The sequence below is a fragment of the Prosthecobacter sp. genome (assembly GCF_046154365.1).
Lineage (GTDB): Bacteria > Verrucomicrobiota > Verrucomicrobiia > Verrucomicrobiales > Verrucomicrobiaceae > Prosthecobacter.
Window position 1 is genome coordinate 115782 of the sequence record NZ_JBJXFV010000106.1, and the last position, 24859, is coordinate 140640.

Below are 24859 nucleotides of genomic sequence, written 5' to 3' on the forward strand. Positions count from 1 at the left end.
GCGACGGCTTAAATCTGCCGCAGCAGCCGCGCCATCTTTTCAATCACGCGGTCATCCACCCCGCGTCGGCGCATCTGGCGCGGGTTCCAATGCAGCGCCAAAGCCCGTCCGTAATCGGCCAGCGGAGCGAAGGGGATGCTCAAGACGCTTTTTTCGTCCAGTCCCGTCATGCCGATGTTCGGCAGCACACCCGCACAGATGCCCTGCTCTACCAGTTGCCGCACTTGCAGCATCGAACCGCATTCAAATCGCGGTTTGAAATCCACGCCTGCTTTTGCCATCCCTTCACGCACCGCCGCGTCCATCTGCCCGCCATCACGTCCTGCCGCGAAGGGCAGCGTGCGCCACCGCTGCACCTCCCGCAGCATGGCAGCCGAGGTGCCTCGTTTTAGCAAACCTCGCGGCACGCAGAGATGAAACGTCAGGTTCACCAGCCTGCGCGAGTTCTTTGCGCTCGTCTGCGGGATCGCGTCCTCGCGTAGGATCGCAAAATCCACCCGCCCATCGCTCACGGCTTCTGCCAGCGGACGGCTGCGGTGCATTTCCGTGCGCAGAATCGCGTTTCCCAGCACTGCCGCGAGTTCCGCCAGATGGCGTGTCACCAGCCATTCCAGTGTGCTGCCGCCCGCACTGATGGTGAAAGCCTTGGCCGCCCCATCCTGCTCGTTGCGGAAATCTTCGAGGTCCTGCAGTTGCTCGCGGATCAAGCCTGCCAGCCGCTCACCTGCGGTCGAGAGCGACAGCGTTTTCCCACGCCGTTGTGTCAGTTCCACGCCGAAAAACTCCTCCAGCTCGCGAATCTGGCGGCTGATCAGGCTCTGCCGCGTCGTGTCCTGCGGTGCCGCCTTCGCGATGCTGCCCGCATGCGCCATCTGCATGAAGCTGCGCAGTCGTTCCAGCGACAGCCCGCCTTTAAGAAAGAGATTTTCAAACATGACTTGTGAGTAAGGCATACGGTGTTTCGCGTGGTTTTGCAATCACAGCGCTGACGTAACCTCACGCCGTCATGAAAACACAACCCTACGACCTCATCGGCGACATCCACGGCCACCACGAGAAGCTGGTCACTCTCCTGGATCGCCTTGGCTACACACCTTCCATCCATAACAACAACGCCACCTGGCGTCACCCCGCCGGACGGAAAATCATCTTCCTCGGCGACTACATCGACCGCGGCCCCGCCGTTCGCGAGGTGCTGCACACCGTGCGTGGCATGGTGGAAGCCGGTGATGCCCTCGCCATCATGGGCAACCACGAATACAACGCCATCTGTGCCGAAACACCCGATGGTCACGGTGGCTTCCTGCGCCCCGAGGAAAAGAACCGTGGTGGCCAGCTCATCACGAAGCGTCAGTTCATCGGCCACGAGGCCGAATGGGAAGCCTGGAAGGAGTGGATGAAGCGCCTGCCTATGTTTCTCGATCTCGGCGACCTGCGCGCCGTCCACGCCTGCTGGGATGATCACGCGATCACGCATATCAAAAGCGGCAGCATCGTCGATCACGACTTCCTTGCACGCAGCGCCACGAAAGGCGCTCCAGAGTTCCACGCCGTGGAAACCCTGCTCAAAGGCCCTGAACTCGCGATGCCGGAGGGCCAAGTCTTCCACGACAAGGAAGGCATTGCCCGCAAGACCGTCCGCGTCCGCTGGTGGAACCTGCCTGTAACCGCCCGCGTGAGCCACCTCAGCATGCCCGAGCCTTTCGATGTCCCCGGCGATGCCGATCTTCACGACCTGCGCCGCCTGCCCAACTACACACTCGACGAACCGCCCGTCTTCTTCGGCCATTACTGGCTGCCACCTGAACGCGAACGCACTCCGCTCGCCCCCAACATCGCCTGCCTCGACTTCTGCGCTGCCTTTGGCGACAACCCGCTCACCGCCTACCGCTGGGACGGCGAGCAAGTGCTCACTCCCGCTCATTTCACCACTTCCTCATGAAAGCTCCTTCCCATTACCTCATCCGCCATGCACAAAGCACCGGCAATGCCGGTCTTCCCAGCGACAGCCCGGCAAGCATTCCACTCACCGACCAAGGTCATGCGCAGGCGCAGACACTTGCTGACAGCATCGAGACGCCACCCGATTTGATCATCGTCTCGCCCTACCTGCGCACGCGAAGGCGTCTTCATGCTGCGCTATGACAATCTCCAGCTCTCGCTGCATATCGGTGCCATCGGCGGCACCGCCACGCGCTGGATCGCGTTGTTCGTGTGTGTGGCCTTGGTGTTGCAGATTTTCGGTGGCTACGTGCTGTGGTGGAAGCGGGCACCGGCTCAAGCAAAGATTTGACGGGGAAATGTACCGAAAAAGAAACGTTTGCCGTCGATGCTAGTGCTCGTTGAATGACCAACTCGCCGCATTGAGCGGTGGTTGCACTGAACCACAAATTCGCGCAGCTTTGTTCCCAAGCCATGAAATCCTTCACTGCCATCCTCAGTCTCATCGGCTTTTTTGCAGTATCGTTGCCGGCATGGCCCGCGCCCGGCGACAATGACGCCGAGGTGCTCGGGCTGCTGCGAAGAATCCATCAGACGGTACCGCTGCATCAAATCATGCTCAAAGATGTCGCGCCGCAGTTTGCGCTCGCAAAACATGATGGTCTCGGCTGGAAAGAGGCCGTTGCGGAAGCCGACAAACGTTTCGGGACCAAGCCGGAGCAGATCGAGCTCCGTGCAGCCTTTCTGCGCAAGCACCTCGTGGCAGGCATGCCCGAGGCAGATCTACAGGCCCTCAAGCTCACCGAATGGGGAGCCAGCTTGAGTGCCGGCAGCACGCGCTCCAAGAGTTTTGTCTTTGGCACGCTTGAAAAACCGACGGCGCTGTTGCATTTCGGAATCGCTCATGGAACCAAGACTTTGGTGTCTGCACCGACCCTCATGCTTGTCAAAGCCAGTGTCAGCGGCTTCGACCTTGAAAGACTCGATTTTAATATCGATGACCGACTGGTCGGATGGAGTTGCCAGACGCGCCTGAATAAAAGCAAAGATCGCGTGCCATTGGGTGCCAACAACTCCGGCAGCGACGGCGTGAATTACTTTTATGCATCCATCACAAAGTCCGACAACCAGTCAGAAGACATTTCATTCACTCCGGATCTCGTCATTAAAGAACGCCGCGTGAGCGGAAAGCCGCGAGTAGCCAACGCCCCAAAAATGCCGGGTGTGCAAACGACACGAGAACAAGATTACTGCGAGATCTACGAAGGCGGGAAGCTGCGGAAACGTCTGCATTACGGCGAGCGCCAGGATAAAAACGGCACAGAAAGTGTCATCGTGAAGGAAGAAGTCTTCGACTGACCCTGCCCCAGATAACAAGTCGCGTAACTTTTCCCAGCACACGGGGTTTGCCCGCCGCCATGAAATCCGTTCTCGCTCTCGTCTTTGCCATCACCACGCTTCACGCCGCCACTTCGACCGACTGGCCGCGCTTCCTCGGCCCCACGGGTGCGGCCATCGTCGCCGAATCGAAGGTGCCGCTGAAGTGGAGCGACTCAGAGAACATCGTGTGGAAGGCGGAGATGCCCGGACCGGGTTCATCGAGTCCGATTGTCTTCGGCGACAAGGTTTTCATCACCTGCTGGACCGGTTATGGCGACAAGGAAGGCGCGAATGACATGTCAAAACTCACGCGGCATCTGCTCTGCCTCAATCGCGCCGATGGCCAAGTGCTGTGGGATGCCAAGGTGCCCTCCGCAGTCGAGGAGGATCCGTGGCGGGGCTTCATCACCGAGCATGGCTACGCCACGCACACACCCGTGACCGATGGCGAACGCGTTTATGTGTTCTTTGGCAAAAGCGGTGCGTTGGCCTTCGACATGGCGGGCAAACAGCTCTGGCAAACCTCCTGCGGCACCAACTCCGGGCAAAGGCGCTGGGGTTCCGCTGCGAGTCCCATCATCCACGGCGATCTTCTGATCGTGAACGCCAATGATGAAAGCCAGACGATCTTCGGCCTCGACAAGCAGAGCGGCAAAGTGGCATGGAAGGCTGAGGGTGACTTCGGCATGGCCTATGGCACCCCCAACATCATCAAGCGCGATGGCGTGGACGATCTCGTGATTGCCGTGCCACAGGAAATCTGGGGCATGAACCCCGAAAATGGAAAACTGCGCTGGTACGCGGCGCATGGCCTGACCGGCAACGTTTCCCCCAGTGTGATCCCAGGCGATGGCGTCGCTTACATCTTCGGCGGCTTTCCTGCCACCCGCAGTGTGGCCGTCAAACTCGGCGGCAAGGGCGACACCACCGCCAGCGCCATCCTGTGGGACAGCAACTCCAGTAGCTACGTCCCCACCCCCATCCTCAAAGACGGCCATCTCTACGTCATCAACGATCAGGGCTTCGCCATCTGCATCGACGCCAAGACCGGCCAGGATGTCTATCGTGAACGCGTCATCATCGGTGCCCGTGGCGGCGGCAAGCCGTTCTACGCCTCCCCCGTGCTCATCGGCGACAAACTCGTCTGCGTCTCTCGCCGGGACGGTGCCTACATCATCGCCGCGCAGCCGAAGTTCGAACTCCTCGGCAACAATGTGTTTGATCTCGATAAGTCGCAGTTCCACGGCACGCCCGCCATCAGCGGTGATCAACTGATCCTGCGCAGCGACAAGGCGGTGTACTGCGTCGGCACGAAGTAAGATCGCCGCATGCCCGAAAGGCCACGCCGCATGCCGCGTAGTCTTCGCCCATGATTCGCAACCTGATCTTCACCGTCGGCGCGTTCGCGCTGTTTTCCGTCAACGCCAGCGCCCAGCACATCCGCGCCGGCATCATCGGTCTCGACACCTCGCACGTTCTCGCTTTCACGAAAACACTGAACACCACGCCGCAGAAGCCGGAGGTCATGGGCGTGCACCTCGTCGCCGCTTATCCGCAGGGATCGAAGGACATCGAATCCAGCACCAAGCGCGTGCCCGAGTACACTGAGAAGGTGAAGGCACTGGGCGTCGAGATCGTCCCGAGCATCAACGACCTGCTCGACAAGGTGGATGTCGTCTTCCTCGAGTCGAACGATGGTCGCGTTCACCTTGAGCAGATCCTGCCGTGCATCGAGGCCCATAAGCCCGTCTTCATCGACAAGCCGATTGCCGGCACGCTCGTCGATGCGATCAAAATTTTCGACGCGTCCAAGAAAGCGAGCATTCCCGTGTTCTCCTCGTCCTCGCTGCGTTTTGGCAAAGGCACGCAGGCAGTGCGTGGCGGCAGCATCGGCACGGTGAAACAGGCGGAAACCACCAGCCCGGCCAGTTTGGAGGAGCATCACCCGGATCTGTTCTGGTATGGCATCCATGGCGTCGAATCACTCTTCACCGTCATGGGCACCGGCTGCCAGAGTGTGAAGCGAGGCACCACCGCCGACGGCAAGATCACCGTCACCGGCACCTGGTCCGGTGGCCGCACTGGCACCTTCACCGAGGCGAAAGCCTACGGCGGCAAGGCCGTCGGTGAAACAGGCGAGGCCGCCATCGGCACCTATGACGGCTACGATCCGCTGCTGTTCTCCGCCGTGCATTTCTTCCGCACCGGTATCGCCCCGGTTTCGCCGGAAGAAACCATCGAAATCTACGCCTTCATGGAGGCGGCGGATGAGAGCAAGCGCCGCAGCGGTGCCGAGGTCACCCTCAAGGAAGTGATGGACAAAGCCCTCGCCGAGGCACGAAAGTAGCGTTGCTCGCGGACTGCCGCATGACGCGTGAAAACGGTGCCATTTTGAGCTTTTGTGTCGTAGTGTTCTGCGCAGCGAACGAGACACTTTCTTTCACTAAAAATTGTTTCAACATTCCCTGTGTCACACCGTCAGACGGCATGCGCGCCGCCTGGTGCCGCGTCCCAAAACCCAACCAAGACCATGAAAACCCCGCATCGCCTCCTCACCACGTTCGCGTGCCTCAGCCTCCTGCCCACAGGCCTCTGCGCGCAGCAGCCTGCCGCAGCGCCACAGGTCGAACCGCCCCCGTTACTGCCGTCAGCCACTCCGAAGACCGGTCCCACCGCATTCCAAGCGAAAATCATCAAGGATGCCGCACCGCTGCCGAATAGCGGCCAGTTGCAGATGAGCTATGCCACCGTGGTGGAAAAAATCCTGCCCAGCGTGGTCACCATCCACTCCTCCGCGCCGATCAAGACGCCCGAGATCGATCAAATTCCACCACAACTGCGCCCCTTCTTCTACCGCTTCTTCGGCGCGCCCGATGACTTTGGCGGCATGAACGAGGATGACGAACCCGCGCCGACTCCACGTGGAAAACGCGGCCAGCCTCTACCACAGCGCCCGCAGCAGGCGCCCGAAGATGAATCCCACCAGCAACGTGGCGTCGGCTCCGGCATGATCATTACTTCGGACGGCTACGTCCTGACGAACAACCACGTCATCGCCGACGCCAAAAAAATCGAGGTCGATGTCGATACCGACGGCAGCAGCCATACCTACACGGCGGAGGTCATCGGGGCCGACCCGCTGACCGATGTCGCCCTCATCAAGATCAACGCCACCGGTCTCAAAACCGCCATCATCGGCGACAGCTCGAAGCTCCGTGTCGGCGACATCGTTCTGGCCGCTGGTGCGCCGATGGAACTCAGCCGCTCCGTCACCCAGGGCATCGTCAGCGCCCTTGGCCGCAGCAATGAAGGCATCGTGGGTCGTGGCAACGGCCAAAGCCGCGTCAAAGGCTATGAAGACTTCATCCAGACCGACGCCTCCATCAATCCCGGCAACTCCGGCGGCCCGCTCGTCGATGCGTTGGGCCGCGTCGTCGGCATCAACACCGCCATCCTGTCACGCTCCGGCATGAATGCCGGCATCGGCTTCGCCATTCCCATCAATATGGCGCTCAACATCGTCGATGACCTCCTTGATGACGGCAAGGTGCAGCGCGGCTTCCTCGGCGTGCAGATCAAAGATCTTGATAGCACCTTGGCGGATAGCCTCGGCATCAAAGAACACGGGGGTGCGGTCGTCATGATGGTTGGCGCGGGTTCTCCCGCTGAAAAGGCCGGCCTCCAGCTTGAAGATGTCATCGTCAGCATCAACGGCCAAAGAGTTGAGAGCAGCAGCCGCCTGCGTCTCATCGTCAGTGGCACCAAGCCGGGCACCCAGATCCCCGTCGAGCTCTTGCGCAACGGCAAACGCATCACGGTGACCGCCACGCTCGAAGCGCTGCCCGAAGAGGCACTGTCCGAAGTCGGCGGCGGCTCAGGTGCCATACCACGCCCGGGCGCTCAGCCGCAGGCCAACACCTCCGAACTCGTCACTGGCGTCACCGTGCAGAATCTCTCCCAGGCCTTGCGTGAGCGTCATGACATTCCCAAAAACATCGAAGGTGTCATCGTCACCAAGGTCGATCCCGACAGCCGCGCCGCCGCCATGGGCGTCGAGGAAGGCGATGTCATCTCCCATGTGAACCGCAAAGCCGTCACCACCGCCGCCGAGGCCCGCACCCTTGCCAAAGGCAGTGACAAAACCGTCCTCCTCCGCGTCTATCGCAAAGGCGACACCATGCTGCTGATGATCGGCAACAATTGATGGGCGCATGTTTCATCAGCCCGCGTATGCCAAGTGGTGTGCGCGGGCTTTTTCGTGACTGCGCACCAGCAATGGCGGATGCTCAAACATGGCAAAACTGAGAACTGAAAAGGAAGGAATGGAAAATGGACTTCCAAACCGCCCCACGGCATCTGCTTCAGGCCCTTTGCCCTTTTCAGTTCCGCCATTCTCAGTTCTTCCATTCCTCCCATGCTCTACGACGCCCACAATCACCTCCAGGACGAGCGCCTCGATCCTTGGCGTGATGAAATCATCACCCAGATGCCGCAGTCCGGCCTCGCCGAGATGATCGTGAACGGCTCAAGCGAGGAAGACTGGCCCGCTGTCGCGAAACTCGCTCACACTCACACCTGGATTCGCCCCGCCTTCGGTTTGCATCCTTGGTATGTCAAAGAACGCGGCCCTAACTGGCTCACCGCGCTGCGTGACCATCTCCTCGCTCATCCACATGCCGTCGTCGGTGAAATCGGCCTCGACCGCTGGATCGAAAACCCCGACATCGACGCCCAGACCGACTGCTTCCGGGCTCAACTCGCCCTTGCCGTCGAACTCGACCGCCCTGCGACGATTCATTGCCTGCGCGCCTTTGGCTTGCTCGAAGCAACCCTCCGCTCCAACCCGCTGCCGCGTCGCGGCTTCCTACTGCACTCCTATGGCGGCCCGGCGGAGATGATTCCAAGCTTCGTCGCACTGGGTGCTTACTTTTCACTCAGCCCTTACTTCGGCCATCCGCGCAAGTCGGCGCAGCTCGCCGTCTTCCAATCCGTGCCTTCAAATCGCCTCCTCGCCGAAACCGACGCGCCCGACATGTCGCCACTGGATGATCTGAACCCGCATCCGCTGCGATCCACCGATGGTTCGGCTTTGAACCACCCGGCCAACCTCCGCGTGAGCTATGAACTCCTCGCTAAAGTGCGAGGCATGCCCATGGAGGAACTGCAACGCATCATCACCGCCAATTACCACGCCCTGTTCGGCCTTTGAGCCTTCCTTCGTCATTCTGATTTCGTCATTCGTCATTCCCGTCTTGCACCCTCCCTCTGGCCCGCCATCTGCTCTCAGTATCCCATCCATGCGCAAAACCAAAATCCTCTGCACCCTCGGCCCCGCCACGGAGAGTCCTGAAGTCATCGCCACGCTCATCGCCAAAGGCGCCGATGTCATCCGCCTGAACATGAGCCATGCCACCCACGACTGGGTGCGCACCGTTTATGCCCGTGTCCGCGAGGCCGCCGCCGCCTCCAAACGTGAAATCGCCGTGCTCATGGACCTCACCGGCCCCAGCATCCGCACCGGCGATGTCGAGCAGCCTTGGCAGCTCCAAGTCGGCGACACCGTCGAATTCCGCTGCAAACCCGAAATCACCGCCACCACACAGTACTCCGTCGGCGTGAATTACCCCGATCTCGGCAAAGACCTCAAAGTCGGCGACACCATCATGGTCGATGGCGGCATGATCCAGATCAAGGCCACCGAAGTCTCCACCACCCGCGTCATCGGCACCGTCATGACCAAGGGCGAGATGAAATCCCGCCGCCACATCAATCTTCCCGGCGTTCCCGTGCGCCTGCCGCCGCTCACGCAAAAAGATTATGCCGATCTCGATCTCGGTGTTGATCTCGGCGTCGATTTCTTCGCCCTCAGCTTCGCCCGCGAGCCGGGCCACCTGCAGCATTTGCAGCTCATGCTCGAACAAAAACGCAGCAAGGCCCGCGTCATCGCCAAAATCGAAAACCAGCAGGCTCTCGCCAACATCGACGCCCTCGTTGAGGCCAGCGGCGGTATCATGATCGCCCGTGGTGATCTCGGCAGCGAGTGCCCCATCGAGGATCTGCCGCTCATCCAGCGCCACATCGTCGAACGCTGCTCCTACCATGGCCGCAAGGTCATCGTGGCCACGCAGATGCTCGAAAGCATGATCGAAAACCCCGTGCCCACCCGGGCCGAGGTCACCGACATCTTCAACGCCGTCATCGAGCAGGTCGATTGCGTCATGCTCAGCGGCGAGACCAGCGTCGGCCGTTATCCTGACAAATGCGTCGAGGTGCTCGACACCGTCATCCGCCGCATCGAGCAAAAATACCCCTCCGGCCGTTTCGCCAGCGATGCGCCGCTCAAAACCAACAAGCACAAGACCGTCAAAGCCGCCATCCTGCTCGCCAACAGCATTCCCGGCTCCAAACTGCTCGTCTTCACCATCCGCGGCGTCATGGCGCACCTCCTCGCGCATCAGCGACCCGAGTTCGCCCCCATCTTCGCCTTCACGCCCAATCTCCACGTCAGCCGCACGCTGGTCACCGCTCGCGGTGTGCATCCCATCGTCCTACAGTTCACCGAAGGCCAGCCCGAGACCAGCATCCACGAAGCCCTCGAACTCCTGCGCCAAGAAAACCTGATCAAGACCGGCGATCCGCTCGTCATCCTCAGTGACGCCCTCTATGATGGCGTCAACGTCGATGCCATCCTGCTGCGCGAGGCTTGAACACCCGCGCCCGGCCTGCAATTTAGCCGGTGCCACGACGTATCCTCCCCAGCTCGATCATGCGCATCCTCTCCCTGCTGTTTCTGTCTGTCATCCACGCCCCTTTGGCGCAGGCGGAGAACCGCGTCTTCGTCAGCCTCGCCGGTTCGCTGCTGGAGGCGGAAATCACCGCCATCAGCGGCGACAGCGTCACCTTGAAACGCGCCAGCGACGGTCAGGTGCTCGCCGTCAAACGCAGCACGCTGTGCAAGGAAGATCACGCCTTCATCGCCGCCTGGGCGGCGGAAAACCTGAACCCGTCAGCCGCCCCCGCGCCCACGGCTGCCGCCACGCCCGCCCCGGCGCAGAAATACAGCCTCGCCTGCCAGGTTCTGCCGGTGAAAAGCAACCGCGGCCCGTCCGACGGCTTCACCCGCACCTTCGAGACCTCCTACGCCTGCCACATTTCTAACCGTGAGGTGAAGCGCGACTTGCAGGGGGCCAAGGGCATCGTGATCACCCTCGCCAAACACGCCGCCGAGGCCAGCGGCGACCTCATCGTGCTGCAGAAACAGGAGTTTGACATCAGCATCCGCTCCCAGGCGAAGATGGTTTACACCACCGAACCGGTGCAGTTGACCTACTATCAGGGCACTCCCCGCAGCGGCGTCCGCAGCCACGGCCTCGTGCTCTTCATTCTGGACGCCGCCGGCAACATCCTGCTCTCCGAGTCCAGCCCCGACGGCAACACCAAGTTCGCCAAGGAAATCATGGCCCTCACCGAAGTTCCCTGCGTCGTCGATCGCGATTTCAAACTGCAGACCAAGGCCGAGGTGCCGACGGGTTACATCCAGTTCTGAATCACTCCTTCGTCACCGCCTCGTCCAAGTTCAGCAGCAGCAGGCACAAGCTCAACCAGGCTGCATGCTCGACGGGGTCAATCGATTCATCCCGCTGCGATTCCCCTACCGCGAGCAGTTTGAGAGCTGAATCACGAGCCGCCGCCTGCTGCACGCGCAATTTTCCAAGCTGAGACTTCAACAGCGCTTTTTCCTGCTCTGAAGGTGCCCGGCACGTCACCAAGCGAAACGCCTGCTCCAGCGCAGCCTCTTCATTGCCACGATTCACCAGCAGCACGCGCTGCGCGAGCGCACGCGCGGCCTCGACGTAGGTGATGTCGTTCAGCGTCACCAGCGCATGCAGCGGCGTGTTGGTGCGCGTGGCTTTGATGACGCAGGTCTGCCGGGCTGCGTTGTCGAACAGCATCGTCGGCCCCACGATCCGCCGCCAGAAGGTGTACAGCGTACGGCGGTGGAGCGCATCGCCATGATCCTGCACATAGCTCTTTTTCCCAAACGTCGCTTCTTCCCAGATGCCCTCGGGTTGATATGGCTTCACGGACGGTCCGCCGAGCTGCTCCTTCATCAAGCCGGACACAAACAGCGCCTGATCACGAATCATCCACGACGGCATGCGAAAACGAGGACCGCGCGCGAGAAAGCGGTTCTCAGGGTCAAGCTGGGCGTCTTTGATCTTCGAGGACTGCTGGTAGGTCTCGCTGGTCACAATCAAACGCATCAGCGCCTTCACATCCCAGCCGCTCTCGATGAATTCGGCCGCCAGCCAGTCGAGCAGCTCGCGATGCAGCGGCGTCTCGCCCTGCACGCCGAAATCCTCCGCCGTTTTGACCAATCCCACGCCAAAAAAAGCCTGCCAGAAGCGGTTCACCGTGACACGAGCCGTGAGCGGGTTATCTCGGCTCACGATCCATTGCGCGAGGCCGAGGCGGTTGCGCGGCGCTTCCTGCGCCATCGGCGGCAGACTCGCTGGAACAGAAAAACTCACCTTCGTCGTCGTCAGTTTGTCATACGCGCCCTTCTCCAAAGTAAACGTCTCACGCGGCTGCGGCAGCGTGTCCATCACCATCACCTTCGTCACACCATTGCTCGCAGAAACGCGCTCCCGCACTGCTGTGAGCAGCTTTTGCAGCAGCTTCGAATACGCCGCGTCCTTGTCCTTGAAATAACTCACTGCCTCGAGCAGCGGATCAACGCCACGATTCTTCGGTTCCGTCTTCGCGATGTAGCTCGGCAGATTGCCCGGCAGCTTGATCGCCTCCGATTCAGTGAGCGGCTTGCCCGCCGGACGCGGAAACTTCGTCAGTTCAAACGTCTCCACCTCCTGCGCGATGAGATCGACCTTCGCCGTGGTCTTCTTCACGCGCTCCAGCTCTGCTGGTGTCGAAATATCCATCGCCGGCGCTGCCTGACCGCTGCGGCCCTTGCCGTCCTCGCTCGTTTGGTTGAAGACATCGTAGAGCGCGTAGTAGTCGCGCATCGTCAGCGGGTCGAATTTGTGATCGTGACACTTCGAGCAGCCCATCGTCAGTCCCAGCCACACCGTGCTGGTCGTCTCGACGCGATCCATCACGTTCTCCACCCGTGTCTCCTCGGCGATGCGTCCGCCCTCGCCGTTGATCATGTGATTGCGATTGAATCCCGTCGCCAGTTTCTGTTCCGGCGTCGCATTCGGCAGCAGATCCCCCGCAAGCTGCCAGACCGTGAACTGATCGTAGCGCATGTTGTCATTGATCGCCTTCACCACCCAGTCACGCCACGGCCACATCGTGCGCTCGGGATCGCCCTGATAGCCGTTCGTGTCCGCATACCGCGCCGCATCCAGCCAGTCCCAGGCCCAGCGTTCGCCGAACTGGGGCGAGTTCAGCAGCCGCTCAACAAGAGCGCCATATTTTTTATCGGACCAGTCTGACACGTCAGACGAGTCGGACGGTGAAGGCGGAAGTCCGGTAAGATCCAACGACACCCGTCTCAGCAACGTCTCCGCTGCCGCCGCTGGCGACGGCTTCATCCCCTTCTCCGCCAGCTTCGCCCGCACCAACGCATCAATCGGATTCTTCACGCCATTCTGCGGCACCTTGGGCCGCTCAATTCGCTCAAACGCCCAGTGCTGGCCCCATTTCGCGCCTTGGTCGATCCACTGCTTCAGCAATTGCTTCTGCGCGTCCGTCAGCTTGCGATTGCTCTTCGGCGTCGGCATCACTTCATCGGGGTCGTCACTGAGAATGCGTTCGACCAGGGTGCTGTCGTGGCTTTTGCCCGGAACAATCGCCGCCACGCCGTCCTTCACTGCTTTTGCATCCTTTTCGACATCAAGTCGCAGATCGCCTTTGCGCTCCTTCGCATCCGGGCCGTGGCAGAGGTAGCACTTGTCCGAAAGGATCGGCTGGATGTCCCGCGAAAAGTCAATCGTCGCCGCTGATAAAGCGGAGATGGAAATGAGTAGAACAAAGACGGGACGCATCATGAGCCAGCATCATACGATGGGCCAAGGTTCACTGTTGCCAAACATGCATGGCCGAACCTAGCATGCTGCATGCACATCCCGACCCTCATCGAGCGCAAGCGTGACGGCGGCGTCCTCAGCGATGAGGAAATCCACGCCGTCATCGCTGCCTTCACGCGCGGGGACATGCCGGAGTATCAGATGAGTTCCTTGGCGATGGCGATCTTTTTCCAAGGCATGACGCCGGAAGAAACCGCTGCGCTCACCGACGCGATGCTGCACAGCGGCACCATGCTCGCCTGGAACGACGACGATCCCATCCGCGTCGATAAACACAGCACCGGCGGCATTGGCGACAAGACCTCGCTCGTGCTCGCGCCACTGCTCGCTTGCGATGGTGTGTGGGTGCCGATGATCTCCGGTCGTGGCCTCGGCATCACCGGCGGCACGCTCGATAAACTCGAAAGCATCCCCGGCTTCCGCACGCAGCTCAACGAGGTCGAAATTCACCAGGTCATCGATCAGGTCGGCTGCGCCATGATCGGCCAGACCGCCGGCATCTGCCCCGCCGACAAAAAACTCTACGCGCTGCGCGATGTCACCGGCACCGTGCCGAGCATCCCGCTCATCACCGCGAGCATCATGAGCAAAAAACTCGCCGAAGGCCTCAACCGCCTCGTGCTCGACGTGAAGTTCGGTTCCGGCGCTTTCATGAAGACCGAGGAGCAGGCGCACCAGCTCGCGCAAAGCATGGTCCGCGTCGGCAATGCGCTCGGTGTGCGCTCCAGCGTGCGTTTGAGCGCGATGAACGAACCCACCGGCGAATCTGCCGGCAACGCGCTCGAAGTCGCCGAATGCGTGCGCTGCCTTCAAGGCGAAGGCCCGCAGGACTTAGAGGACATCGTGCTCGATCTTGCCTCCGCCGTCGCCGTTTCACCACGCGTTGATCTTCACAAGATGCTCCATCGCGGCGATGCGTGGCGCAAATTCCAGCAGATGGTCGCCTTGCAGGGCGGCAGCGTCGAAGCGCTCGGAAAAATCACCTCCGTGCATCGCGCCCCATTCATCGGCGACTTCAAATCACCCGGCAGCGGTGTGCTCACACGCATGGACGCGGGCGGCATCGGCCACATCGTCCTCGAACTCGGTGCCGGCCGCTCCAAAGCCGCCGATCCCGTCGATTTCGCCGTCGGCTGCGATCAAATCGCCAAGACGGGCACACAGGTGCGTGCTGGTGATCTGCTACTGCGCGTTCATGCACGAACCAAGAAGGCGCTTGAGCATGCGCTCGAAGTTTTGCCGCAGCACATTAGTATTTCGTAACGCCCCATGCTTATGACACACTCAAACAAACCGCGCTTTGCCTTGATCATGAAAAAGCTTGGACTGGCTGTTATGCTGGTTGTGTGTGTGTTGTGGGCTTCTATCTATTCGATCAGCTCGAACAAACAATTCGGCCTCATGGGGGGCATGGCTGAAGAATATCTGGCTCTAGGAATCCACCTGAACCAGACAGGCTTGTTCCAGTTGTCCGAGACATCTTCCAAGCCATTTCTGTTTCGTCCCCCTGGATACGTTAAATTTTTGGACCTTGCTTTTTCGTGTTACGGGCAATTGAAACCCAGGAACCATGTGTTCACCTCGCAGCAAGAAGCTGAGAACGAGCAACGAAAAATCTTCCAGGTGGTGTATGTGTTTCAATGCTTCCTGTTGGCGGCCTCCTCGCTGGTTCTTTTTTTACATGCGGGCCAGTTGATCCCCCCTGTTAGTGCGTTTTTTCTGGCCCTGGCTTTTGGCATCAACCCCTACGTCATCATCCATGTCGGGGTGGCCCATTATGAGTTGCTACACATATTTGCCATTCTTGTGTCAACATGGCTATTACATCTTGCCTTTTCCAGCGAGGGCGGTCTTCGGAAACAAATCCTCTGGGTGGCGACGGGGGCTTGCTTTGGCGTCACAACCTTGATCAGGCCAGTGTCGTTGATTCTTCCCGCCGTGCTTGCGGTTGTCGTCATCTGGCAGTTCAGGAGCAACTTGAGGCGGGAAGCGCTTCATTGGTTGTTCTTCGTTGTGTCATTCATTGTGGTGCTAGCACCATGGACATGGCGGAATTACCAGGCCGTCAAAAGATTCATCCCTGTGAACGCGCAGGCAAATGCCGCCCTCTGGGGCAGTTCAAGCCAGGCACTTGATCTGGACGCCAATCACTACCGTTGGAGTCGTGTTTGGCATCCTGAAGGGCAAGAAATTTATGAGGCCGTTACCGGGGAAGCCGGCTTTCAAACGTCTGTGTATTCAGATCATGTTCTTTCGTTGGAGGACGAATTCTGGACAAGATTCAAAGACAACCTGGCGACAAAGCCGGGTGTTTACCTGTCCAATGTGTGCAAGAACTTCGCCCTGATGACATTCGGGATTAATTCGGTTGTCATCAAAATGTTCCAACACCTCCAGCATACCGACGGAGCACTGAACGTACAGTGCCTCGCTCCAGGGGCCAGCCAGGACTTCTATCCGTCCACGGCCTCCAACGCATTCACACTGCTTGTCATGCTATTGTCACTTACAGGCTATTGGGGGATGGTGGCCTCATGCGTGGCCAGAGATCATGCCGTACTCGCCCCGCTTGTCTCGTTCGCAACACTGATCATCGCCCACACCATCACATACACGGACATCATGTACTACTATCTCAGAATGCCACTGCTGTTCATCTTCGTGGCGCTTTTCGCACGTCACCTTCATCAGCGGGCTTTTGTCCATGCTGACCTAGTCCGGAGGGTGTTGATTTCGGGCACGTTTGTTTACACAGCATGCCTTTATTGGACGGTCATCGTTTCATGACTTTGATTGCAGAAATTGGCTCATTGAGATTTCATTCACAAACACAAACCATGAGATGAACCGCCGCCGCTTCCTCCAGACCACCGCCGCCGCTGCTTTGCTTCCCGAAATCGCGCCAGCCGCACCGCCTGCGACGCGCATCATCGACACGCACACGCATTTTTACGATCCCACGCGTCCCGGCGGCGTGCCCTGGCCCGGCAAAGGCTCCAAACTCTACCGCACCGTGCTGCCTGCCGACTGGCTTGCTGTCGCCGCACCGCACGGCGTCAAGGAAACCGTCATCGTCGAGGCCAGCCCACTCGTGGAAGACAACCAGTGGATTCTCGATCTCGCCGCCAAGGAGAAATCCATCGTCGGCTTCGTCGGTCATCTCGATCCTGGGGCCGAATTCGCCGCCAACTTGAAGCGCTTCACCGCCAATCCCATCTTCCGTGGCATTCGTTGGAGCGGCGCGTTCCTGCTCGACGAGGCAAAACGCGACTCCGTGCTCGCCGGAGCCAAACTCCTCGCCGAGCACGGCCTCGAACTCGATTTAAACGGCGCCCCAGCTTACCTGCCTCACGCCGCCAAACTCGCGGCTGATATTCCCGATCTGCGTGTGCTCATCAATCATCTCGGCGCTTCGGGCGATCCGCAGGCGTTGAAGCCTGAGTGGAAGGATAACATCCGTGCCGTCGCCAAGCAGCCAAACGTCTTCATGAAGGTCTCTGCCCTTGTTGAACAGGTGAAATGCGAGCCCGGCCAGGCTCCGCGCGACACCGCCTACTACCTGCCCATCCTCGACCATCTCTGGGAAACTTTCGGCCCCGACCGCCTCATTTACGGCAGCAATTGGCCCGTCTCCGACAAAGGCGCGCCATATGCCGTTGTCTTCAAAATTGTGGACGAGTACTTCCGCGCCAAAGGCAGCGAAGCCTGCGAGAAGTACTTCTGGAAGAACTCGCTGACGGCGTATCGCTGGATCGAACGGAAATAGACGTGACGAGCACTTGCCGACAACAACGCTATCTTTTAGAATCCACCCATGAGCACCCAGTCGGCCTTTCATCGCGGTGTACATCCGCTGCTCGAACTCCTGCTTCCCGGCAAGGAGCAGGCGGTGCTGACCGTGCAGCCCGACCGGGCGCTGCATGAGCGCATTGAAGAACTCGCCGCCAAATCCACCGAGGGTGATCTCACCGCCGACGAACGCGATGAGTATGCGGGCTATGTGCAGGCCAATAAATTTGTCGCCACCCTGCGGCGCCAGGCACGCAGGATGCAATCCAGCACGGCGTCGTGACTGAAGCGACGAGAGCCTTCGTGCGACGGCGTGCCGAACACAGGTGCGAGTATTGCCACCTGCACCAGGACGATTCGCCGCTGGCCGCCCTGCACATCGAGCACATTCGCCCGCGCAAGCATGGTGGGTCGGATCACGAGTCCAACCTCTGTCTCGCGTGCATCGACTGCAATCTCCACAAAGGTGCCAACCTGACGGGCATTGATCCGGTAAGTGGTGCTGTCACCGAGTTGTTCCATCCACGCCTGCAACAGTGGGATGATCACTTCGCGTGGACAGGAGTCCGCCTCGCAGGCAAGACCTCTGTTGGACACACCACCGTCCAGGTGCTGAACATGAACTCTGAAGATCAACTCGATCTGCGTGCCGCAGAATAACCGCATGCGCCTCGTCCTCCAACGCGTCTCCGAAGCCAGTGTCACCGTCAATGGCATCATCACCGGCCAGATCGGCGCGGGCTTGCTCATTCTCGCCGGCATCGAAAGCGAGGACACGCTCGAGGATGCGGCATGGCTGACGCAGAAGGTCACGCAGATGCGCATTTTCAGCGATGCGGAGGGGAAGATGAACCTCTGCGTGAAGGACATCGGGGGCGAGTTGCTGGTGGTGAGCCAGTTCACCCTGCACGCGAGCACGAAGAAGGGGAACCGGCCCAGTTTCATCCGTGCGGCACGGCCTGAGATCGCGATTCCGCTTTACGAGCAGTTCCTGGCGATGCTGGAGGCCGAGATGGGCAAACCCGTAGCTCGCGGCATCTTCGGCGCGGACATGAAGGTGGAGCTGGTCAACGACGGCCCGGTGACGATCTGCATCGACTCACGGGCGCGCGAGTGAAGCCAGGCCTAATGGCGGCCTACGGAACACACGGAACTCCAAGCTCTGTCTTTCCCTTTCCGGTTGTTCCGGGTGTTCCGTAGGCCATAAAAGAAGGGCGGACCGAAGTCCGCCCTTCCTCAGGTTCTGGGGTTTAAAATTCAGGCGAGGCGCGGCTTTACCAGTGTCTCCAGGCGGTTCACCCCACGGCGGATGCGTGCTTTGACGGTGCCCAACGGCTCATGCAGGCGCTCGGCCACTTCGGCCTGGGTCAGGCCGCTGAAGTAGGTGAGTTCGATCGCTTCGCGCTGGTCGGGCGTGAGACGGGAAACAGCCTGATGCAGGATACCGTCGCGCTCTTTGAACTCGAGATTCTCGTGGCCGGAGGGCTCGAACTCGAACTGGTCCTTCTTGTTCTCGGCTTCAAAGTCGTCGTTGAGCCTGGAGCGGCGTTGCTTGGAGCGGATGCGGTCGATGGCACGATTGCGCGACATCGTGGTCAGCCAGGTTAGCGGCTTGCCTTTGCGCGGTTCGTAGAGGTGGGCCTTGTTCCAGACCTGCACCAGCACCTCCTGCAGCACATCCTCGGTGTCGTGGTGATCGTTCAGCACGTTCGAGATCGAGGCAAAAATGAGGCCGCTGTATTTCTTGTAGAAGGCCTGAAAGCTAGCCGCGTCACGCTCGGCAATGCGTTTGAGAAGGCGAATGTCTTCTTCGATATTGGGATCTACTTCGACGGGGGGGACGAATGCAGTCATGGGGTAGAGTGGTGGAGGATTCTTGAAGGACAATTGCGACAAAAAAATACTATCGTCAAAGTTTTGTTTCGATTTGTCTAATTTATGAGTCTTTTTGTCTAGATGTTAGAACCGCCCTTCTCCACATATGGACAACATCCCATCGTAAGTCGGCGGCGAGAAGGCCTGAAATACTTCCAATGGCTCGCTTTTATTTTCCTTCCACCGTCCCCACAAGCTGGCTCGGCACGTCCTGCACGGTCGCTCGGTGCTGCTCCACTGCGGCCTTGATCTGCGCAATGATCTCGGGGTGCTTGCCGGCCACGTTGTGGATCTCGGACGGGTCTTGCTCGACGTTGTAAAGCTCCGGCATGTCATGGTGCGTGGGTTTGTCGGGGCCGTAGGATGATCTGGTGATGAAATGCGCCTTCCACGGGCCGACACGGGCGGCGTAGAGCTGCTGGCCGCGGTAGTTGCAAAACACCTCACGCTCGATCTTGCCGGTACCAAACAGCAGCGGCGTGATGTCTTTGCCATCAATCGCGCGATCCTGCGGCACCGTCGCACCACCGAGTTTCGCGGCCGTGGTGAAGAGATCCATCGTGCAGGCGACGTCGCGGCAGACGGAAGGCTTGATCTTCCCCGGCCACCACGCGATGCCCGGCACGCGCATGCTGCCTTCCCAGGTGCTGCCTTTGCCCTCGCGCAGCAAGCCAGCACTGCCGCCCGTCTCGCCCATGAGCAGCCAGGGGCCGTTGTCGCTGCTGAAGACGACCAGCGTGTTGTCCGCGAGACCATTTTCACGCAGCGCATCGAGTACACGGCCCACGCTCCAGCCGAGTTCCTCCACCACATCGCCATACAGGCCGCGCAGGCTTTTGTCTTTGAATGCAGGCGACGCAAACAGCGGCGTATGCGGAAAGGTGTGCGGGAAATAAAGGAAGAACGGCTTCCCTTTGCTCTGCGTGATGAAATTCACCGCCTCGTCGGTGTAGCGCCGCGTCAGCGTCGTCTGATCCGCCGGTTTTTCGACGAGTTCCATGCCGCGATACAACGGCGCGTTCCAATACTCCGCTTTTTGATCGGCCAAAGCGTTCAAGAGAGCGAAGCATGGCTGGAGTGAGTTACTTTTTCTTCTTGGCGGCTTTCGAGGTATCGTCCGGCCGCCTCGCCTCACGACCGTTGGGTTTCTCCGGGTCGTAGGCGGGATTCACCTGCGGAATCAACGCTCCCACGTCCTTCTGCCACTCCCGCAATTCGGCGAGCATTTCTTTCACGCGCTGCTGCTCCTGTTTGGCGAGATTTTTGGTCTCGCTCAAATCATCACGCAGGTTGTAGAGTTCCGGCTCACGCAGCTTCTCGAACCACCAAATCAGTTTCCAGTCGCCACGACGAATCGCAGCACCGGGCGCACCACCTTGATTGCCGTAGTGCGGATAATGCCAGTACAATGCACGCTGTGGCAGATCACCTTCGCCCTTGAGCAACGGCAGCAGGCTCACCCCATCGAGTTTCGTGGAGCTCTTTGTCCCCGTCGCGGCGAGGATCGTCGGCAGATAATCCACATGGCACACCGGCGTGTCGATGACCGCCCCGGCTTTCACCATCGCAGGCCAGCGGATGATCGCCGCGTCACGGATGCCGCCTTCATAAAGCCAGCCCTTGCCGCCGCGCAGTGGCAGATTCGACGTGGGCCAGCCCTCGCTCGTGCTCAGGCCGCCGTTGTCGGAAGTGAAGATGACCAGCGTGTTCTTCGCGAGGCCAAGCTCGTCGAGTTTTGCCAGCACCTTGCCCACGGCGAGATCCATCGCCTCGACCATCGCGGCATAAACGGCATGCTCCTGCACCAGGCGCACGTCACGCGGTTCCTCGCGGCCAAACTTCGGCTCCAGGCCGAGCTTTTGCCGTTTCGCCTCATACTTCGCCAGCAAATCAGGACGCGCCTGCAGCGGCGTGTGGACATCGTAGAACGAGAAGAAGGCGAAAAACGGCTTCGCCTTGTTCTCGTCGATGAACTTGCACGCCTCGGTCGCGAGACGATCCGGTAGATGCTCGCCAGGCGGACCGTCAGTCAGGCGCGGGTTCCCATACGGCGTGAAATACTTTCCAGGACCATACGGCCCGCCGCGTTCGATGCCGCCCTTGTTGATCTCGTAGCCCTGGTCCTCGGGATACCAGCCCTCCATGCCGAGATGCCACTTTCCGGCGAAGAACGTCGCATAACCCGCGCCCTTGAGCATTTCCGCGATCGTCACCTCCTCATGCGCGAGACGGTCCGAATACGGTGCTGGGAGCAGTATCGTGTTCCGCTTCCAACCTTCCGGTTTCAGCGGTGAACCGATGTAATCCGTGATCCCCGTGCGCTGCGGCCAGCGCCCCGTCTGCACCGCCGCACGGGATGGCGAGCACACCGGACAGGCGGCGTAACCGTTCGTGAACAACGCGCCCTCCTTCGCCAACCGGTCCACATTCGGTGTTTCATAAAATGTGCTGCCGTAGCAGCCCAGATCACGTTGACCAAGATCATCGACGAGGAAGAAGACCACGTTCGGCTGCGCCGAAAATGAGGCATGCAACATGGCGAATGACGAAAGCAGCAGGATCAGGCGGAACATGCCGCATGTAACGGCACACATGCCAGCCACCTTGCCCACGCTGTCTCAAAACCGCCACGTCAACTGCGTCGCCAGCAGATGCTCGGCGTTTTCGGCGGGGCTGTTTTCGTGGCCGTAGCTGTATTGCAGCTTGAGCTGGAGGCTGCGGTTGAAGCGATAGCCAACTGCCGTGTCGATGCGCAGGATGCGCGACTCCCAGGTGGCGCTGCCACCGGCGCCATTCGGCACGGTGTCGAAGAACTGCTGGTTCCAGCGCAGCGCGGCGAACAGGCTTTCGGTGAGCTTGTACTTCGCCTCGATGAAGTAGGAGAGCGAATCGGCGTTGCCGACGTTCGGCACCTCGAAACGCGAGAGGATCACCTCGCTCCACAGTTGCAGGTGGCCGTGCGCGTAGCTGGCGTCGAGGCCGAGCGTGCTCTGCTGAAAGTCATCGCGCTCCGATCCTCCGGGCAACGCAGGCGAATCCGCGATCATGTAAGCGCCGGTGCTGCCGCTGATGCCGAGATTCCACGCGGCATCGGGCCGGAAGCCGAGACGACCACTGTAAGTCGGCGCATTGAAGCCCACTTCATCGGCACGCCAGGCGGTAGGGCGCGAGGACAGGCTCGCGTTCTTGATTTCAAAGGCATAATCAAACCGCTCGATGCGGCCAAACACCGACGCGCCAGTGGCATACGACGGCCCCCAGATCACCGGCAGCCAGCTTCCCTTCGTGTCCGTGCGACTGCGACGACCGAGAAAACCTCCCGCACCACCCGGTGCGGTGCGATCCGTCATGATGAGCACGTTTTCATACGCCAGCGGGGCGGTGATGAACGGATTGTCCCACGCGAGATGGCGCTGCACCCAGTTGCCGAACACGGTGGCAAATTTGCCGGCCTGCACATTGACCACTGGCGTGTCGAATGGCGTCCAGCGCAGGAGATACTCATCGATCCGTCCTTTGCCGCCCGCATTCAAGCCAGGATCGAAACCACGGTCAAACCGCGCCTGTGCAAACGCATACCAATGGCTGCCGAGATGCACGTCCGCGAACAACGAGACGCGCGGATTGAACAACAGCTCGTCATCGGCAAACAGCAGCCCAGGCGGCGCTCCGTCTGATAAATACGACTCCAGGTCGATGCGTCCGCTCAAGCTGGCCTGCACCGGCCAGTCACGCGGCAGCAGCTCGACGGCCCATGCTGGAAACACACAAAAAATCCAACAAAGGCATGCGTACCACCTTACCCAAGGCACCACGTCGCCACCCCTCACCCCGGCCCTCTCCCCGGAGTTCGCCTGTCTGCAATCACGGTCCAGGCGGGGAGAGGGAGAGTAGCTTTGCGCTTCTGCATAAGAGACTCGCTGCCTGCTCGTCCTCTCCCTCTCCCCGCCCGGCATGACCGCTTCGCTTCCCGATGATCTTCGGGGAGAGGGATGGGGTGAGGGGCCAGATTGAGTCATGGGTAGATCCTTCGGCATTGGGTTTTTCTCATTCACATTTCACATCGGGCCGGTCGTTTCGGCAAGACTCAATCGAAACGCCGCCACCGGCTGGCTGAAGCCCTTCAGCGGCAGCGGTTCCACCGGCTCCGCCTTGAAGGCACCGTGCAAGGCCGCGTGCGTGGTCGCGTCGATGAACAATTCAGCGCGTCCGGCCTTGGAACAGAGCCGCGAGGCCAGGTTCACGCGTTCGCCGAGCACGGTGTAGTTCAGGCGGTCGTCAGAACCCATGCAACCGGCCACCATCTCGCCCGTGGCGACACCGATGCCCATCTCGATGCGGTGTTTCGTCGTTTCATTCATCCTGCGGCGCACAGCGAGCATCTCCAGCGCGCAATCCACCGCCAGCCGCGTGTCATCGCCGTAGCTTTTCGGCGCACCGAAGATCGCCATGATCAGATCACCGACAAATTTGTCCACCACGCCGTGATGCGCGTGAACGACGCGCGTCAGCGCCGTCATGTGCTCGTTCAGCATGGCGATGACCTCCTGCGGCGGCATGCCCTCGGTGAGCGCGGTAAAGCCGCGGATGTCGCAAAACAGCACGCTGGCATGCCGCACCTCGCCACCGAGCGCCACGCGGCCATGCATCAGCGCGTCCGCCACCTGCGGATCACTCACCTGCGCGAGCAGCAGCTTGTAGCGCTCCTTTTGCGCGAGTTCGACGGCCATCTCATTGAACGAAGCCGCCAGCGCGCCGAGTTCATCGCGCCCGCGCACCGGCACGCGCACCTCGAAATCACCCGCTGCAATGCGCCGCGTGCCAGCGGCCAGCGCCTCGATGGGACGGCTAAAGCCATGCGAAAGATACAAGATCAATGCCAGCCCACCGAGGAGCGCCGCAGCACCGAAACCGAGGATGCGCGTGCGAAGCTGCTGCTGCTCACGCACCGCCTCCGCCATCGAATAGAGGCCTACCTGCGCCGCCAGTGGAAACAGCGATCCCGGATTGAGCACACGGTGAAACAGCAGGTGCGGCATGGCCGCGACGTGGATCATCTCACGGCTGGTGCCGCTGGGCGTGAGTTTCAGCTCCTGCGCCACACGTTTGGCCAGCAGCACATGCAGCGCGGCGGGAATGGTCTGCGAATGGATGTGGCCGTCCAGCCAGATGCCGCTGAGCAGCGCTTGGCGGCTGGATTCGTGCATCGCGCGTTCGCCGTGATCGCTCAGCGGAAAGGCCATCACCAAAGCGCCGAGCACATCGTCCGTGGCCTGGTTGATCAGCGGCGTGACGATGAACTCGCTCAGCTTGTCATCCGCCACCGTGAGGTAGCCGATCTCCTGCTGCCTGCGTTCGCCTGCCGACATGCGCACCACCAGCCGGCCCAGCGGGCTGTTGCGGCCATCGCTGGTGCCTTGCGGCAGAAAATACGGGCGTGTTTTCTTCGGCACGAGTGCGCGGCCCATCGGATCGATCACGGTGATGGATGGATTGTCGGCAGCAGCGGTCAGCATTGCGATCTCCGTGTCCAGATTGTCGTAAAAGAGATCGGGGTCGTCCTCCATGAGCGCTTCTTCGAGCGCGGAGGTGATACGTACGGACTTCGTCACTCGCTGGCAGCGTTTCGCGATCTCGCCGAGCTGCTGCGCGCGGCGCTCGCTGAAAAACGTGAGCTGCAGGCGGAACTGCACCTCGAACTGGCGCTGATAGGCCGCCTGCACGCGCTGCTGCGTCACATAGAGCGTCGAACCCGTCACGGCGGCGACGGTGAGCGACATCGCCAGGATCAGCTTCGTGCGGAAAGTGAGCGCGGGCATCGCGGG

The 24859-nt window shown here is 60.4% G+C and carries 23 protein-coding genes; 16 read left to right on the forward strand and 7 right to left on the reverse strand.

Annotated features, from left to right (window positions below):
• Window positions 1-8 precede the first annotated feature (8 nt).
• On the reverse strand, window positions 9-935 hold the full coding sequence (locus tag ACKVY0_RS13805; RefSeq protein ID WP_409215409.1) for a LysR family transcriptional regulator: 927 nt from the start codon (window positions 933-935) through the stop codon (window positions 9-11).
• A gap of 71 nt (window positions 936-1006) precedes the next feature.
• Between ACKVY0_RS13805 and ACKVY0_RS13810 the strand changes: the two genes are divergently transcribed.
• From ACKVY0_RS13810 to ACKVY0_RS13855, 10 genes are all read left to right on the forward strand, one after another.
• Complete coding sequence (locus ACKVY0_RS13810; RefSeq protein ID WP_409215410.1) at window positions 1007-1942, forward strand: metallophosphoesterase; 936 nt, start codon at window positions 1007-1009, stop codon at window positions 1940-1942.
• Entirely contained in the window at window positions 1939-2145 is a 207-nt protein-coding gene (locus ACKVY0_RS13815; protein ID WP_409215411.1) for a phosphoglycerate mutase family protein, read from the forward strand. Before ACKVY0_RS13810 ends, ACKVY0_RS13815 begins: the two co-directional genes overlap by 4 nt.
• Window positions 2132-2293 carry a PepSY domain-containing protein gene (locus tag ACKVY0_RS13820; RefSeq protein WP_409215412.1) on the forward strand — a complete coding sequence of 54 codons (162 nt, stop codon included), beginning with the start codon at window positions 2132-2134 and terminating at the stop codon, window positions 2291-2293. Before ACKVY0_RS13815 ends, ACKVY0_RS13820 begins: the two co-directional genes overlap by 14 nt.
• 122 nt (window positions 2294-2415) lie before the next feature.
• Window positions 2416-3300 carry a hypothetical protein gene (locus ACKVY0_RS13825; RefSeq protein ID WP_409215413.1) on the forward strand — a complete coding sequence of 295 codons (885 nt, stop codon included), beginning with the start codon at window positions 2416-2418 and terminating at the stop codon, window positions 3298-3300.
• A gap of 59 nt (window positions 3301-3359) precedes the next feature.
• Window positions 3360-4640: a PQQ-binding-like beta-propeller repeat protein gene (locus ACKVY0_RS13830; RefSeq protein ID WP_409215414.1), complete on the forward strand. Its 1281-nt coding sequence runs from the start codon at window positions 3360-3362 to the stop codon at window positions 4638-4640.
• Window positions 4641-4690: 50 nt separating this feature from the next.
• Entirely contained in the window at window positions 4691-5668 is a 978-nt protein-coding gene (locus ACKVY0_RS13835) for a Gfo/Idh/MocA family protein (protein WP_409215415.1), read from the forward strand.
• A gap of 183 nt (window positions 5669-5851) precedes the next feature.
• Window positions 5852-7525: a Do family serine endopeptidase gene (locus ACKVY0_RS13840; protein ID WP_409215416.1), complete on the forward strand. Its 1674-nt coding sequence runs from the start codon at window positions 5852-5854 to the stop codon at window positions 7523-7525.
• 210 nt (window positions 7526-7735) lie between these two features.
• Window positions 7736-8530, forward strand: a complete 795-nt coding sequence (locus ACKVY0_RS13845) for a TatD family hydrolase (protein WP_409215417.1) — start codon at window positions 7736-7738, stop codon at window positions 8528-8530.
• An 88-nt stretch (window positions 8531-8618) separates the two neighbouring features.
• On the forward strand, window positions 8619-10028 hold the full coding sequence (pyk, locus tag ACKVY0_RS13850; protein ID WP_409215418.1) for a pyruvate kinase: 1410 nt from the start codon (window positions 8619-8621) through the stop codon (window positions 10026-10028).
• A gap of 59 nt (window positions 10029-10087) precedes the next feature.
• On the forward strand, window positions 10088-10867 hold the full coding sequence (locus ACKVY0_RS13855; protein WP_409215419.1) for a hypothetical protein: 780 nt from the start codon (window positions 10088-10090) through the stop codon (window positions 10865-10867).
• 1 nt (window position 10868) lies between these two features.
• Here ACKVY0_RS13855 and ACKVY0_RS13860 read toward each other — a convergent pair whose 3' ends face one another.
• On the reverse strand, window positions 10869-13331 hold the full coding sequence (locus tag ACKVY0_RS13860; protein WP_409215420.1) for a PSD1 and planctomycete cytochrome C domain-containing protein: 2463 nt from the start codon (window positions 13329-13331) through the stop codon (window positions 10869-10871).
• 69 nt (window positions 13332-13400) lie between these two features.
• On the opposite strand from ACKVY0_RS13860, the gene ACKVY0_RS13865 reads away from it, so the two are divergent.
• Genes ACKVY0_RS13865 through dtd form a run of 6 tightly spaced genes read left to right on the forward strand, consistent with a single transcriptional unit; the run spans window position 13401 to window position 18276 of the window.
• Window positions 13401-14633, forward strand: coding sequence for a thymidine phosphorylase (locus tag ACKVY0_RS13865; RefSeq protein WP_409215421.1), 1233 nt, complete (start codon window positions 13401-13403; stop codon window positions 14631-14633).
• A 12-nt stretch (window positions 14634-14645) separates the two neighbouring features.
• Window positions 14646-16157, forward strand: coding sequence for an ArnT family glycosyltransferase (locus ACKVY0_RS13870; protein ID WP_409215422.1), 1512 nt, complete (start codon window positions 14646-14648; stop codon window positions 16155-16157).
• A gap of 55 nt (window positions 16158-16212) precedes the next feature.
• The gene (locus ACKVY0_RS13875; RefSeq protein ID WP_409215423.1) at window positions 16213-17136 is read left to right on the forward strand and encodes an amidohydrolase family protein; all 924 of its coding nucleotides are present in this window, start codon (window positions 16213-16215) and stop codon (window positions 17134-17136) included.
• A gap of 48 nt (window positions 17137-17184) precedes the next feature.
• Window positions 17185-17442 (forward strand): hypothetical protein, encoded by a 258-nt coding sequence (locus tag ACKVY0_RS13880; RefSeq protein ID WP_409215424.1) that lies wholly within the window; start codon window positions 17185-17187, stop codon window positions 17440-17442.
• The gene (locus tag ACKVY0_RS13885; protein ID WP_409215425.1) at window positions 17439-17819 is read left to right on the forward strand and encodes an HNH endonuclease; all 381 of its coding nucleotides are present in this window, start codon (window positions 17439-17441) and stop codon (window positions 17817-17819) included. The genes ACKVY0_RS13880 and ACKVY0_RS13885 overlap by 4 nt, the downstream gene beginning before the upstream one ends.
• Before the next feature lie 4 nt (window positions 17820-17823).
• Window positions 17824-18276 (forward strand): D-aminoacyl-tRNA deacylase, encoded by a 453-nt coding sequence (gene dtd / locus ACKVY0_RS13890; RefSeq protein WP_409215426.1) that lies wholly within the window; start codon window positions 17824-17826, stop codon window positions 18274-18276.
• A gap of 140 nt (window positions 18277-18416) precedes the next feature.
• Here dtd and ACKVY0_RS13895 read toward each other — a convergent pair whose 3' ends face one another.
• The 5 genes from ACKVY0_RS13895 to ACKVY0_RS13915 all read right to left on the reverse strand — a co-directional run bounded on the left by ACKVY0_RS13895 (window position 18417) and on the right by ACKVY0_RS13915 (window position 24853).
• Window positions 18417-19013, reverse strand: coding sequence for an RNA polymerase sigma factor (locus ACKVY0_RS13895; protein ID WP_409215427.1), 597 nt, complete (start codon window positions 19011-19013; stop codon window positions 18417-18419).
• Between the two features lie 190 nt (window positions 19014-19203).
• Window positions 19204-20091: a sulfatase-like hydrolase/transferase gene (locus ACKVY0_RS13900; protein ID WP_409215428.1), complete on the reverse strand. Its 888-nt coding sequence runs from the start codon at window positions 20089-20091 to the stop codon at window positions 19204-19206.
• Between the two features lie 25 nt (window positions 20092-20116).
• Window positions 20117-21607, reverse strand: a complete 1491-nt coding sequence (locus tag ACKVY0_RS13905; protein WP_409215429.1) for a sulfatase — start codon at window positions 21605-21607, stop codon at window positions 20117-20119.
• 45 nt (window positions 21608-21652) lie between these two features.
• On the reverse strand, window positions 21653-22801 hold the full coding sequence (locus tag ACKVY0_RS13910; RefSeq protein ID WP_409215430.1) for a hypothetical protein: 1149 nt from the start codon (window positions 22799-22801) through the stop codon (window positions 21653-21655).
• A 291-nt stretch (window positions 22802-23092) separates the two neighbouring features.
• Window positions 23093-24853, reverse strand: coding sequence for an adenylate/guanylate cyclase domain-containing protein (locus ACKVY0_RS13915; RefSeq protein WP_409215431.1), 1761 nt, complete (start codon window positions 24851-24853; stop codon window positions 23093-23095).
• Window positions 24854-24859 lie beyond the last annotated feature (6 nt).

Coding starts and splice junctions, on each gene's coding strand:
- ACKVY0_RS13805 (WP_409215409.1), bottom strand. CDS start 935: ATGTTTGAAAATCTCTTTCTTAAAGGCGGGCTGTCGCTGGAACGACTG.
- ACKVY0_RS13810 (WP_409215410.1), top strand. CDS start 1,007: ATGAAAACACAACCCTACGACCTCATCGGCGACATCCACGGCCACCAC.
- ACKVY0_RS13815 (WP_409215411.1), top strand. CDS start 1,939: ATGAAAGCTCCTTCCCATTACCTCATCCGCCATGCACAAAGCACCGGC.
- ACKVY0_RS13820 (WP_409215412.1), top strand. CDS start 2,132: ATGCTGCGCTATGACAATCTCCAGCTCTCGCTGCATATCGGTGCCATC.
- ACKVY0_RS13825 (WP_409215413.1), top strand. CDS start 2,416: ATGAAATCCTTCACTGCCATCCTCAGTCTCATCGGCTTTTTTGCAGTA.
- ACKVY0_RS13830 (WP_409215414.1), top strand. CDS start 3,360: ATGAAATCCGTTCTCGCTCTCGTCTTTGCCATCACCACGCTTCACGCC.
- ACKVY0_RS13835 (WP_409215415.1), top strand. CDS start 4,691: ATGATTCGCAACCTGATCTTCACCGTCGGCGCGTTCGCGCTGTTTTCC.
- ACKVY0_RS13840 (WP_409215416.1), top strand. CDS start 5,852: ATGAAAACCCCGCATCGCCTCCTCACCACGTTCGCGTGCCTCAGCCTC.
- ACKVY0_RS13845 (WP_409215417.1), top strand. CDS start 7,736: ATGCTCTACGACGCCCACAATCACCTCCAGGACGAGCGCCTCGATCCT.
- pyk (WP_409215418.1), top strand. CDS start 8,619: ATGCGCAAAACCAAAATCCTCTGCACCCTCGGCCCCGCCACGGAGAGT.
- ACKVY0_RS13855 (WP_409215419.1), top strand. CDS start 10,088: ATGCGCATCCTCTCCCTGCTGTTTCTGTCTGTCATCCACGCCCCTTTG.
- ACKVY0_RS13860 (WP_409215420.1), bottom strand. CDS start 13,331: ATGATGCGTCCCGTCTTTGTTCTACTCATTTCCATCTCCGCTTTATCA.
- ACKVY0_RS13865 (WP_409215421.1), top strand. CDS start 13,401: ATGCACATCCCGACCCTCATCGAGCGCAAGCGTGACGGCGGCGTCCTC.
- ACKVY0_RS13870 (WP_409215422.1), top strand. CDS start 14,646: ATGACACACTCAAACAAACCGCGCTTTGCCTTGATCATGAAAAAGCTT.
- ACKVY0_RS13875 (WP_409215423.1), top strand. CDS start 16,213: ATGAACCGCCGCCGCTTCCTCCAGACCACCGCCGCCGCTGCTTTGCTT.
- ACKVY0_RS13880 (WP_409215424.1), top strand. CDS start 17,185: ATGAGCACCCAGTCGGCCTTTCATCGCGGTGTACATCCGCTGCTCGAA.
- dtd (WP_409215426.1), top strand. CDS start 17,824: ATGCGCCTCGTCCTCCAACGCGTCTCCGAAGCCAGTGTCACCGTCAAT.
- ACKVY0_RS13895 (WP_409215427.1), bottom strand. CDS start 19,013: ATGACTGCATTCGTCCCCCCCGTCGAAGTAGATCCCAATATCGAAGAA.
- ACKVY0_RS13905 (WP_409215429.1), bottom strand. CDS start 21,607: ATGTTCCGCCTGATCCTGCTGCTTTCGTCATTCGCCATGTTGCATGCC.
- ACKVY0_RS13915 (WP_409215431.1), bottom strand. CDS start 24,853: ATGCCCGCGCTCACTTTCCGCACGAAGCTGATCCTGGCGATGTCGCTC.